At 41.2% G+C, this 12,130-nt stretch carries 11 protein-coding genes; all 11 read right to left on the bottom strand.

Features of this window, described 5'->3' with window-relative positions; translation table 11 throughout:
- Positions 1 to 43: 43 nt before the first annotated feature.
- A complete protein-coding gene (locus V1502_RS20405; RefSeq protein ID WP_409252419.1) occupies positions 44 to 760 on the bottom strand; it encodes a DUF554 domain-containing protein in 717 nt (238 codons plus the stop codon).
- Positions 761 to 1,046: 286 nt separating this feature from the next.
- A complete protein-coding gene (locus V1502_RS20410) occupies positions 1,047 to 1,895 on the bottom strand; it encodes a ParB/RepB/Spo0J family partition protein (RefSeq protein ID WP_409252420.1) in 849 nt (282 codons plus the stop codon).
- Positions 1,888 to 2,649 (bottom strand): ParA family protein, encoded by a 762-nt coding sequence (locus V1502_RS20415; protein WP_409252421.1) that lies wholly within the window; start codon positions 2,647 to 2,649, stop codon positions 1,888 to 1,890. The genes V1502_RS20410 and V1502_RS20415 overlap by 8 nt, the downstream gene beginning before the upstream one ends.
- A gap of 314 nt (positions 2,650 to 2,963) precedes the next feature.
- A complete protein-coding gene (noc, locus tag V1502_RS20420; RefSeq protein WP_409252422.1) occupies positions 2,964 to 3,833 on the bottom strand; it encodes a nucleoid occlusion protein in 870 nt (289 codons plus the stop codon).
- A 254-nt stretch (positions 3,834 to 4,087) separates the two neighbouring features.
- The gene (rsmG, locus tag V1502_RS20425; protein WP_409254404.1) at positions 4,088 to 4,804 is read right to left on the bottom strand and encodes a 16S rRNA (guanine(527)-N(7))-methyltransferase RsmG; all 717 of its coding nucleotides are present in this window, start codon (positions 4,802 to 4,804) and stop codon (positions 4,088 to 4,090) included.
- Between the two features lie 99 nt (positions 4,805 to 4,903).
- Positions 4,904 to 6,793, bottom strand: coding sequence for a tRNA uridine-5-carboxymethylaminomethyl(34) synthesis enzyme MnmG (gene mnmG, locus V1502_RS20430; RefSeq protein ID WP_409252423.1), 1,890 nt, complete (start codon positions 6,791 to 6,793; stop codon positions 4,904 to 4,906).
- Positions 6,794 to 6,857: 64 nt separating this feature from the next.
- Positions 6,858 to 8,243, bottom strand: a complete 1,386-nt coding sequence (gene mnmE / locus V1502_RS20435; protein WP_409252424.1) for a tRNA uridine-5-carboxymethylaminomethyl(34) synthesis GTPase MnmE — start codon at positions 8,241 to 8,243, stop codon at positions 6,858 to 6,860.
- 492 nt (positions 8,244 to 8,735) lie between these two features.
- Entirely contained in the window at positions 8,736 to 9,356 is a 621-nt protein-coding gene (jag, locus tag V1502_RS20440) for an RNA-binding cell elongation regulator Jag/EloR (RefSeq protein ID WP_409252425.1), read from the bottom strand.
- Positions 9,353 to 10,132, bottom strand: a complete 780-nt coding sequence (gene spoIIIJ / locus V1502_RS20445) for a YidC family membrane integrase SpoIIIJ (RefSeq protein ID WP_409252426.1) — start codon at positions 10,130 to 10,132, stop codon at positions 9,353 to 9,355. Before spoIIIJ ends, jag begins: the two co-directional genes overlap by 4 nt.
- A 170-nt stretch (positions 10,133 to 10,302) precedes the next feature.
- Complete coding sequence (gene rnpA / locus V1502_RS20450) at positions 10,303 to 10,674, bottom strand: ribonuclease P protein component (protein ID WP_409252427.1); 372 nt, start codon at positions 10,672 to 10,674, stop codon at positions 10,303 to 10,305.
- A 169-nt stretch (positions 10,675 to 10,843) separates the two neighbouring features.
- Positions 10,844 to 10,978 carry a 50S ribosomal protein L34 gene (rpmH, locus tag V1502_RS20455; RefSeq protein ID WP_006837292.1) on the bottom strand — a complete coding sequence of 45 codons (135 nt, stop codon included), beginning with the start codon at positions 10,976 to 10,978 and terminating at the stop codon, positions 10,844 to 10,846.
- Positions 10,979 to 12,130 lie beyond the last annotated feature (1,152 nt).

Here is a 12,130-nt window from a genome sequence, read left to right on the forward strand (position 1 = left end):
GAAAAACACACCAGGCATCTAAAGGCTTAGTGTGTTTTTTGGTTTATATAAAAAACTCCTGATATCCATAGATTAGGGAGACAATCGCAGCCACCACCACTATCCCCGGAAGAAGGTTGGCAACACGGATCTTGGTCAATCCTATTAAATTCAATCCTATTGCAAAAATCATGATTCCTCCCGCAGACGTCATTTCCACAATAAAAGAGTCCATGACAGCCTGAGGAACAAAGCGGTCGATCTGTGTAGCAAACAACGCAATGGTCCCTTGATAAAGGAAGACAGGAATGGCAGAGAACATGACGCCGATTCCAAGTGTAGTGGTAAGGATAAGGGAAGTGAATCCATCAATGATCGCTTTTGTGAAAAGAACATCGTGCGCACCCCTGATACCACTGTCCAGCGCGCCAATCACAGCCATAGCTCCGATGACAAATATCAATGTCGCAGTCACAAATCCCTGTGAAATGCTGGTTTCACTGTTTGATCCCAACTTCTTCTCAAGCCAGTTTCCTAATGCGTTCAATTTAGCATCAAGTCCCATCCACTCACCAATGACGGCGCCGAGGACCAGACTGATAATCACAATAAGAAAATTCTCGCTTTTCATTCCCATCTGCAATCCGAGTACCATTACGGCCAAGCCGATCGCATACATTACCGTCCCTTTCATATTTTCAGGTATGCGGTGCAGCAGCTTGCCGAGCAGAGTCCCAATGATGATGCAAACTCCATTAACAATCGTTCCTAATAACACCATGAGTTGTTCTCCTTTTTCGGTTATCGAAATACTTTCTACTAAAATAGCACTTTTCATATGAATTGCCTACTATTTTTTATCCAGGGAAAAAAGGGTCATCACAAACTAGTAATCCTTATCCTGCAAAATCAAGGCTGATTGATTCCATTCAAAAGAGACGGTCGTAAAGTTATCTTAATAGAGTAAAACTGGCGAATTTATTTGGATAGATTTGTAATAAATAAAATTCACGAAAACAGCAAAAAAAGAACCAACACATATAAATGGTCAGTTCAAGAACTATTGCTTATTTATCTTCCAAATGGCTTAACAGCTCAAGAATTCGATTCAAATCATCCTGGGAGAAGAATTCAAACTCGATCTTTCCTTTTTTCTTAGACTGTTTTATGGAAACGTTAGTACCGAATCTTTCTCTTAGAAGCGTTTCCTGTTCTTTAATGAAAACATCTTTCTTTTCCGGTTTCTTTGTTTCACGTGAAACATTTTCATTTAATTCATGTATCAACTTTTCAAGCTGCCTTACATTCAATGATTCTTTGATGATTTTTTCTACGACAGACTGAAGTTTCTCTTTTTTTCTTAAGCCAAGAAGAGCACGGCCATGCCCCATCGTAATCTTATCGTCAATAATCAGCTGCTGAATTTGCGGCGGAAGTGAAAGGAGGCGTATATGGTTTGCAATATGCGGCCTGCTTTTCCCCAATCTTTTCGCAAGCTGTTCTTGTGTCAGGTCCAATTTGTCCATCAATAATTGATAGGCGTTTCCTTCTTCGATGGGAGAAAGGTCTTCGCGCTGAAGGTTCTCCAAGACAGCAAGCTCCATCATTTGCTTATCTGTCAATTCCCTCACAACAACTGGTACTTTATTAAGTTTTGCTGCTTTTGCCGCCCTGTATCTTCTTTCACCTACTACGATTTCATATCCTTTGATACTTTTCCTGGCTATGATTGGCTGAAGGATCCCATGTTCTTGGATAGATTCCTTCAATTCTTCAATCGCTTCAGGTTCAAATACTTTACGAGGCTGGTAAGGGTTCGGCCTTAATTCTTTCACGCTGATTTCCTGAACAGCTTCTTCTTTTGCATCCACATTGGCAAAAAGCGCATTGATTCCTTTACCTAGTCCTTTAGCCATTCGCAGCCACTTCCTTTGCTAAATCTAGATAAACTTCTGCACCCCTGGATTTTGCATCATAAATAATGATTGGTTCCCCATGGCTGGGTGCTTCGCTTAACCGAATGTTTCGAGGAACAATGGTACGGTACACTTTATCCTGGAAATACTTTTTCACTTCTTCAATAACCTGAATTCCAAGATTGGTTCGGGCATCCAGCATCGTAAGTAGAACCCCGTCAATCATCAGATCATGATTAAGATGCTTTTGAACAAGTCTCACCGTACTCAAAAGTTGGCTCAACCCTTCAAGTGCATAATACTCACATTGAACAGGGATGATTACCGCATCAGAAGCTGTCAAAGCATTGATGGTCAACAACCCAAGGGAAGGAGGACAATCTATGATGATATAGTCATATTCATCCTTAACTTTTTCAAGCGCCCTCTTTAAGCGTACCTCCCTGGAAATCGTCGGTACAAGTTCAATTTCTGCACCTGCCAGTGAGATGGTAGCCGGAACGGCATATAACCGTTCGACTGTAGTCGGTTTTACCAGGTCCTTGACTTCGGCATCATCAACTAAAACATCATATATACATTCCTGGACATCACCTTTTTCAATGCCCACACCGCTGGTCGCATTTCCCTGCGGATCAATATCTACAAGCAGTACTCTTTTTCCTATGTATGCTAAGCATGCACCCAAGTTGACGGATGTTGTCGTTTTTCCTACGCCGCCTTTTTGGTTGGTAATGGCAATTATTCTGCCCAAGGTTTTCACCTGCCCTTTGAACTTCCAATTCTATTAAATAAAAAATTAAATTAACTATTGTGATTGTCTAAGTTCTATTCTATCAAAATTCAGGAATAGTTTGTCTTTCATTTCAAAAAAATTCTATTTCCAATTTATAAGTGGGGGCAAACATACAAAAAGTGAGAAACATTTTAATGTTTCTCACTGAAAATATTTATAGGCATTGTTAATAATCTGAAGAATATAACTCTATATAACTGCAATTATGCAAGACATCTATATAATGAATCTAGGAGTATAGTAATCATAAAATAACAGATTCATATAGTAATTTATTTTTTCTTGGGAATACGAATTGTAAACTGATAGTATTCCTCATGCTCTTCTTCCTGGGAATCCAGGTTGATTCCGCTGTCGGAAACCATGGACAGGGATTGACGGATAGTGTTGACTGCAATCCGCATATCTTTGCTGAAGGCACGACGTTTCGGTTTGGGTTTTTCTTCACCTTCAGAAAGCATTTTATCTACTCTGTCTTCTGTTTGTTTAACATTCAGGTTCTTCTCTATGACCTCTTGAAGCAAAGCCACTTGTTTTTCGGATTTCTTCAAGGGGATGAGGGCTCTGGCATGTCTTTCAGTAATCTGCTTGGCCAGAATCGCATCCTGTACTTCTTCAGGCAGCTTTAATAGCCGAAGCTTGTTGGCAACAGTTGATTGCCCTTTGCCCAGCCGCTGTGCCAGTGCTTCTTGTGTTAGATTATGAAGTTCAAGCAGCTTTCCGTAAGCAACAGCCTCTTCAATCGGCGATAGCTCTTCCCTTTGCAGGTTCTCTATTAATGCAACAGAAGCTGTTTCTGTATCTGTCATATTTTTAATAATGGCAGGTACGGTTTCCCAACCAAGCATTGAAACTGCCCGGAAACGGCGCTCCCCTGCAATGATTTCATACTGATTCTCTCCGCTTTCACGCAGGACAATGGGCTGAATGATCCCATGAGTATGAATTGTTCTAGATAGCTCTTCAATCTTCTCTTCGTTAAAGATAGTTCTTGGCTGGAAACGGTTTGGAACAATTTGAGAAATGGGAATGTTTTTCACTTCATCTCTGTCACTTGCATCGTTGACAATAGATTCCACTTCCTGATCATTCTCCTGATCTTTTTCTCCTATGCCAAAAAAACGAGAGAAAGGATGCTTCATCTTCCTACACCACCTTTAAGGAACTCCCTTATTTACTATTCTCTATCATATGACAAGTTCCTGCAATCACTTTGACATTTTCATACATATTAATCGACAGGTTTTTCATAACTGTGGTTCCTCTCCAGATACAACGGTGCTGTTCATACGGTGAAGTATAAAGCTCCGTTCAGCACCAAAGGATTTGAAGTGCTCACACATGAGATAAAGGACAAAGCAATGAACAGGAACCAGTTGTCCTGGCTTTTTAGCAGTTACTCTAATGGAAGCTTGTTTGGTGTTCCCGGTTTGCGTGGGTATTTCTTAGGTGTCGGCTTCTCTTTTTGAATAACTATGATATTTCTTTCGCTCTCTTCAATTGGAAGGTGAAAAGAATGTACCTCTTCCAGTTTTCCTCCAAGTGTGGCAATGGCTTTCTGTGCGACGTCCATTTCATCCGAGGCACTGGCTGCCTTCATTGCAGCAAATGTGCCGTTTTTCTTCACTAATGGAAGACATAATTCGCTTAATACGGACATCCTCGCCACAGCCCTGGCCGTAACAAGGTCATACTGTTCACGATGTTCCGGCTTTCGGGCAAATGTTTCGGCACGGTCATGATAGAAGTGAGTGCCTTCTAATCCCAACTTATCTGAAAGGTGATTCAAGAACGTAATCCGCTTATTTAAAGAGTCGACAATGCTTACTTCAATTTGCGGAAAACAAATTTTCAGAGGAATACTAGGGAAACCAGCGCCTGCACCCACATCGCATACCCGAATTTCACGATTGAAATCCAGGTAAAAGGCAGCTGTGATGGAGTCATAAAAGTGCTTGAGATACACTTCTTCTTTCTCCGTTATAGCTGTTAAATTCATTTTATTATTCCATTCGACAAGTGTCTCATAGTAATCTTCAAACTGGGCCAACTGTCTTTGCGTCAGATTGATACCCTTTTCGCTCAACATTTCAGTAAACTTGGTAATATTCATTAAGACAATCCTTCCTTGAGCTCTTTTCATTATATTTGCTGATGTAATGAAAAATCGTGCCATGAATGGGGCTTCCCCATTCACAGCCTCACTTGAGTATTATTCTGCAGATACCTTTGCGATTTTTCCTTGTTCAATATATACAAGCAAAATGGAAACGTCGGCAGGATTCACTCCGGAAATCCTTGACGCCTGAGCTAGTGATAAAGGACGGACTTCTTTCAGTTTTTGCCTTGCTTCAGAGGCTAAGCCATGAATGGCATCATAGTCGATGAAGTCAGGAATTTTTTTGTTTTCCATCTTCTTCATTTTATCAACCTGCTGCAATGACTTCTCGATATAGCCTTCATATTTAATTTGAATTTCCACTTGTTCCTCGATATCCTCAGTCAATGCTTCATCCCTCGGAACCAGAGCTTTGATATGGCTGTAGTTCATTTCCGGGCGGCGAAGGAGGTCGGAAGCAAGTATTCCGTCTTTAAGCGCACTTCCGCCTGCGTTTTCAATGACCGCTTGGGTCTCTTCATTCGGCTTCAGCCTAGTGGATTGCAGACGCTCTTTTTCTGCCTCGATCTGCGCTTTTTTGGTTAAGAAGCGCTCATAACGCTCTTCTGAAATCAGTCCAATTTTATGACCGATGTCTGTTAGACGAAGGTCGGCGTTATCATGACGAAGAAGCAGCCTGTATTCTGCGCGGGAAGTCAAAAGGCGGTATGGTTCGTTAGTCCCTTTTGTCACCAAATCATCAATCAGTACGCCTATATAGGCATCAGAGCGATTTAAAATGACTTCTTCTTTTTCCAGAGCACGGCAGGCCGCATTAATTCCAGCCATAAGTCCTTGGCCGGCAGCCTCTTCATAACCGGAAGTACCATTGATCTGGCCGGCAGTATAAAGATTCTTGATTTTTTTCGTTTCCAAGGTCGGCCATAGCTGTGTAGGCACAATGGAATCATACTCAATGGCATATCCCGCTCTCATTAACTGAGCCTTTTCAAGACCCGGAATTGTGGCGAGTATCTTCATTTGAACATCTTCAGGAAGGCTCGTCGATAATCCTTGAACGTATACTTCTTGTGTATTTTTTCCTTCTGGCTCCAAGAAAATCTGATGTCTTGGTTTATCATTGAATCGGACAACTTTATCCTCAATGGAAGGACAGTATCGCGGACCGGTCCCTTTGATCATCCCTGAGTACATAGGGGACCGGCCTAGGTTATCATCAATCAGCTGGTGTGTTTCTGCATTCGTATAGGTCAGCCAGCATGGCAGCTGATCTGTAATATATTTTGTCGTTTCATAACTGAATGCCCTTGGAACCTCGTCACCCGGCTGGATTTCCGTTTTTGTATAGTCGATGGTTTTACTGTTTACACGCGGAGGCGTTCCTGTCTTGAATCGCACCATATCAAAGCCAAGCTCCTGCAAATGCTCTGAAAGCTTGATGGATGGCTGTTGATTATTAGGACCGCTTGAATACCTCAAATCACCGAGGATAATTTCTCCGCGAAGGAATGTACCTGTCGTAATGACCACTGTTTTGGCGCGGTATTCTGCACCTGTTTGCGTTACCACACCTTTACATTCCTCATCCTCAATGATCAGACTTTCAACCATTCCTTGTAGTAGTGTCATATTAGGTTCATTTTCAATCGTTTTCTTCATTTCATGCTGATAAGCAAATTTATCCGCCTGTGCTCTCAATGCACGCACGGCGGGGCCTTTTCCGGTGTTCAGCATACGCATTTGGATGTGGGTTTTATCAATATTTCTGCCCATCTCTCCACCAAGCGCATCTATTTCCCTGACGACGATTCCTTTGGCCGGACCGCCTACTGACGGGTTACACGGCATAAAGGCGACCATATCGAGGTTGATGGTAACCATCAGCGTTTTAGCGCCCATTCTAGCAGCAGCCAATCCTGCTTCCACACCCGCATGACCTGCACCGATAACGATGACATCAAATTGTCCTGCATCATATTGCATCGTTTTCGTTTCCTCCTTACTAGTGATGATTCTTATCTTTAAAAACTGTATTGTATTTAGAGTACTATTTTCCTAAACAGAATTGAGAGAAAAGCTGATCAATCAGGCTTTCATGAACGCTTTCGCCGATGATTTCCCCGAGCAGTTCCCACGTTCTGGTCAAATCAATTTGGGCAATATCAATCGGAGTCCCCATTTCCACTCCACTGATGGCCTCATCGATTGCAGCATGAGCCTGGTTCAGCAAAGCGATATGGCGGCTGTTGGAGACATACGTCATATCTCCTGCTTCAAGCGATCCTGCAAAGAATAAAGTCGAAATGGCTTCTTCCAGTTCATCAATGCCCTGTTCTTCCAATAAGGAAGTCGTCACGATGGCATGTTCCGATGCCAAACCTTTCACTTTCTCCATATCTATCTTCTGAGGAAGATCCGTTTTGTTGACGATCACGATGACATCCATTCCTGCCACAGCTTGAAACAGTTGTTCATCTTCATGCGTGAACTCATCAGAGTAATTGAGGACAAGCAAGATTAAATCGGCTTCCTTCAAAACTTGTCTTGACCGTTCGACACCGATCCTCTCGACGATATCTTCTGTATCCCTGATACCAGCCGTATCGACAAGCCTTAACGGGACTCCCCGGACATTTACATACTCTTCAATGACATCCCGTGTTGTTCCCGGAATATCTGTCACGATTGCCTTATTTTCATGAACAAGGCTGTTTAATAGTGAAGACTTTCCTACATTGGGCCTTCCGATAATGACAGTTGATAGGCCTTCCCTTAAAATTTTCCCCTGCTCGGAAGTACGAAGCAGCTTTTCGATTTCATCCCGTACATATTTCGATTTCTCAAGCAATACACCGTGTGTCATTTCTTCGACATCATCATATTCCGGATAGTCGATATTCACTTCCACGTGAGCCAGCGTTTCAAGGATTTCCTGACGGAGCTTGCGGATCAGATTGGATAATCTTCCTTCCATCTGATTAAGCGCAACATTCATGGCCCGGTCCGTTTTAGCCCGGATTAAATCCATGACTGCTTCAGCTTGTGATAAATCGACTCTTCCATTAAGGAATGCCCTCTTTGTGAACTCGCCCGGTTCTGCCAAACGAGCCCCATTTTTCAGTACAAGCTGCAGGACTTTATTGACGGAAACCAAACCTCCGTGACAGTTGATTTCAATGATATCTTCACGTGTGAAAGTTTTCGGGCCCTTCATCACTGACATCATAACTTCCTCTACAACTGCACCAGTGGAAGGATCGACAATATGTCCATAATTAATTGTATGGGAAGCAAATTCTGGGACCGATTTGCCTTGGATTCCTTTAAACACTTTGTCGGCAATATCGAACGCCTCATCCCCGCTTAGACGGACGATGGCAATCGCCCCTTCGCCCATAGGAGTAGAAATGGCTGCTATAGTATCGAATTCCATCTCTCTCACCTCTTTTCCTTAACGTTATTTCCATTTGAACACAACAAATGATCCGGTACGGCTTTTTTAATAAGGTAGCCATTCCGGTAGCAAAATATATATTTAAAGTAATGATTTATTAAATTGGCGTTATATCCTCTAAATGATTAGAATATCATAATCCCCATCGTTGCAAAAGTTTGGATTCTCATTTATCCACAAAGACATTTTCTTCATTCTTTCATTTTAACTTATCCACATGTGAATAACAATAAAGCGAATTCTATTTTGGAATGCTCTTTGCGTGATATTATTATTTTTTGTGATTACCGTAGCTTTCGATAAACGATTAATTGATTTTCACTCTTGATTCGTGAATGCGCTAAGCTATAAAGGGAGTCTTCAGAACAAGACGCAACTTTTGGAAAAGTAAGGAAAGCAAGGGATTCAATGGGGCAGATTTACTCATAAAAAAAACCAGGCCGGGATGAGCAGCCTGGATGGATCTCTCTATTATCTTTTAGGTGCTATAACGATATAGCGGTTTGGTTCTGTGCCTTCCGAAAATGTATCCACTTTTTTCGACCTTACTAAAGCTGAATGAATCACTTTCCGTTCATAAGAAGGCATTGGCTCCAATGATACTTTCCGGTTGGTTCTTACCGCTTTCTCGGCAAGTTTTTCTGCGAGATTCGAGAGAGTTTGTTTTCTGCGTTCTCGGTAATTCTCCGCATCTAACACGACTGTTAAGTATTGATCGGAGTAGCGGTTGGCGACAAGACCAGCCAAGTGCTGGAGAGAATTCAATGTCTGTCCCCTTTTTCCAATGAGCAAGGCAATTTTTTCACCTGATAATTGAAATTCCGCATTCCGGCCATCCACTTTCATTTCGACTTCCACTTCAATTCCCATCATATTACTGACAGAAACCAGGTAGTTCCTTACTTCATCGAAAGGATTGATTATCTTCTTAACAAGTACTGTGGCAGGACGTGATCCAAAAAGACCGAAAAAGCCTTTTTTTCCTTCATCCTTTATTTCTATTTCTGCTTGTTCTCTGTTGATGTTCAGTTGAGCTAACGCGGATTCTACTGCTTCTTCGACCGATGGACCAGTAGCAGTTACTTCTCTCACTTTTTCGCTCCTCCATTTTTGGCAAGTTCTTTCTGTTCTTTAATATCCGGGCCTTTAATGAAGTAGGTTTGAATAATCATGAAGATGTTACCCACTACCCAGTATAAAGAAAGTGCTGCTGGGAAGTTGATCGCAAAGATGATGATCATCACTGGCATGATATAAAGCATCATTGCCATTTGCGGATTTTGATTTGCAGTTCCAGCCATCATCATTTTTTGCTGAATAAAGGTTGTCACACCCGCTATTAATGGCAGCAAGTACAACGGATCCGGTTGACCGAGGTCAAACCACAGGAAATTATGATTCTTGATTTCTTCAGTTCGCACAATGGCATGATAGAAACCGATCAAAATCGGCATTTGAACAATCAATGGGAAACACCCAGCTAACGGATTGACTCCATGGCTTTGGAAAAGAGCCATTGTTTCTTGTTGCAATTTTTGCTGTGTCTGTGCGTCTTTCGAACTGTATTTTTCACGAAGTTTCTGCATCTCAGGCTGCAGCGCCTGCATCGCTTTTGAGTTCTTCGTTTGTTTGATCATCAACGGCAGGATGGCCAATCGGATAATCAATGTAACGATAATGATACCTAGTCCGTAACTTCCATTGAAGAACTCGGAAACTTTTATAATTAATAATGAAAGAGGATACACAATATATTCATTCCAAAAACCGGTATTATCCTCTGTAATCGGTTGGTTATACTCCATGCATCCCGACAGGACTGTTACAAGTCCAATCAAGACCAGCACGGCTAAAAATCTCTTTTTCACCCTCTGTTTCCTCCCTAATATCTGTTTTATACCGGACAACCTGGCTTGTCCCTTAAGTAATTCTTCCAGTCATCTGATTTTCACTCACCGGAATCCCGCTAACACAGTGATATTGTAACATCTTTGCAGTCGCTGTGCTGTAGAAACTTGTCTAAATTATTGCGATTTTCCTATCTCTTTTTGTCTTGCTGTGCATGCTGACTGACTTTTAACGCCTTGCTTTTCTTCAGCACATGGATCAGACTCTTTTTGATTTCATGAAAATCCATATCGGCCGCCGGTTTTCTGGCGATAATAACATAATCATAGTCATTTTTAACTTCATCTTTCAGCTCGAGAAAAACCTGTCTAATATATCGTTTGACCTGATTTCGGACGACAGCGTTTCCAATTTTCTTGCTGACAGAAAGACCGATTCTGAAATGCTGCTGGTCCTGTTTTCGAAGTCTGTAAATAACAAATTGCCTATTGGCAAGCGAAGTCCCCTTCTTGAAGACTTCTTGAAACTCACTATTCTTTTTGACTCGTTGTTCTTTTCGCATTTACCCACCTGCTATTTCTAAAAGTAGAACTGTTAACTGTTTTCTCTATTATAGAAAGTTTTATACTCCCTTTTGCCTGCATGCTATACGGTTACCGTCCTTGAGGCAGCAGGATCCGGAGCTTTTTCTCTACAATAATTGAAAAAAGACCACTGATAAGTTCAGTGGCCTAGGCAGATAATACTTTTCTTCCTTTTTGACGACGGCGAGCTAGAACCTTACGGCCGTTTTTAGAGCTCATACGTGCACGGAAACCGTGGTTTTTGCTTCTTTTACGTGAATTTGGTTGAAACGTTCTTTTCATATATGACACCTCCCTAAAGGAATGGATAAAATTATAGGTTAAAGACAGTCTTTTCAATTATAAAGAGAGGGACAAAAATTGTCAATACCACCTCTGCGGTATTTGCTATTGGTAAAATATATGTTTTTTTATTTCATTGCCTGAACATTGATGGTTTAAAAAAGCTGATTTTTTCATCACTGGACTTTGTAAGTGGTAAGCTGACGTTTTCTTAAGTGGCATAGCCTTCCGGGGCTGGAACCAGACCTCCTGCTTGGCCGTGGGTAGTCACTCATCCTCCTCTCCAATCAACGAATGATTCATTTATTGTCACAAGCAACCTTGGAGAAATGGTTTTAGTTTAGGTTTGGTGTTCTGTTCAAATTTATTAATTCTTCTTTTCTGTCCAGTCATTCAGGCAGCTGCCTTGAATCAATTTCTTAATCTTCCAGATGGAAATACAGTTTACTCTTTGTAATGATAGGTTTTTTCAGCTGCTTTCCACATTTCTAACTTTCTTTCCTCCTTTAAAGCTTCGTCCCCCTTCGAAAATAGCCGGCATGATAAGATCTGGATTACAACGGAGTATTAATGAATTCCTGTAATGAAGATTCTGCTGAGCTTATCGATTAACCATGACCTCCGAATTTTTTTTGAGAATACGGTAAAAAATAAAAAATATTTTTGGCTGCAGGAACCGATTCAGCCTCTTTCACAATTGTTCACCAAAATTTACGGTTTTTGGCTCCAACACTATATGTGGATATTTTTCGACAGGAAAATTAATTATCCACAACACATATTGACACCTTTTTCACAAATAAATAGGCTGTGGAAAAGTTTTTTCAACAAGGAAAGGGTATTGTGGATAAACTTTAAAAGTCATTGCAACGGTAAGGATATTCTGATATGATTATTGTGTTTTCACTCTGAATTACTATTGTTGGCAAAATACGTTATCCACAGTCGGTGGATAACTTGTGGATAGTCTATACAGAGCCTTTGTAAAAGGTTGTCCACAAAAGGTGGATATTGTCGAATAACCGTTTTTCTTCCTTATTATATATTTTTCCACATTCATAGTTTTGTATTTTTATTAATCGACGAAATTCACTAGAGGGTCAAGTTGTACAATGGTTGTACATACTCTTAGAGGAAAAGGAGGGGACCAGT

This window comes from Rossellomorea sedimentorum (assembly GCF_046237645.1).
GTDB classification, from domain to species: Bacteria; Bacillota; Bacilli; order Bacillales; family Bacillaceae_B; genus Rossellomorea; species Rossellomorea sedimentorum.

What these genes read in the sequence shown, in the direction of transcription:
- rpmH (WP_006837292.1), bottom strand. Translation starts at nt 10,978, where the DNA reads ATGAAAAGAACGTTTCAACCAAATTCACGTAAAAGAAGCAAAAACCAC.
- mnmG (WP_409252423.1), bottom strand. Translation starts at nt 6,793, where the DNA reads ATGCAATATGATGCAGGACAATTTGATGTCATCGTTATCGGTGCAGGT.
- noc (WP_409252422.1), bottom strand. Translation starts at nt 3,833, where the DNA reads ATGAAGCATCCTTTCTCTCGTTTTTTTGGCATAGGAGAAAAAGATCAG.
- mnmE (WP_409252424.1), bottom strand. Translation starts at nt 8,243, where the DNA reads ATGGAATTCGATACTATAGCAGCCATTTCTACTCCTATGGGCGAAGGG.
- rnpA (WP_409252427.1), bottom strand. Translation starts at nt 10,674, where the DNA reads ATGCGAAAAGAACAACGAGTCAAAAAGAATAGTGAGTTTCAAGAAGTC.
- V1502_RS20405 (WP_409252419.1), bottom strand. Translation starts at nt 760, where the DNA reads ATGGTGTTATTAGGAACGATTGTTAATGGAGTTTGCATCATCATTGGG.
- V1502_RS20410 (WP_409252420.1), bottom strand. Translation starts at nt 1,895, where the DNA reads ATGGCTAAAGGACTAGGTAAAGGAATCAATGCGCTTTTTGCCAATGTG.
- rsmG (WP_409254404.1), bottom strand. Translation starts at nt 4,804, where the DNA reads ATGAATATTACCAAGTTTACTGAAATGTTGAGCGAAAAGGGTATCAAT.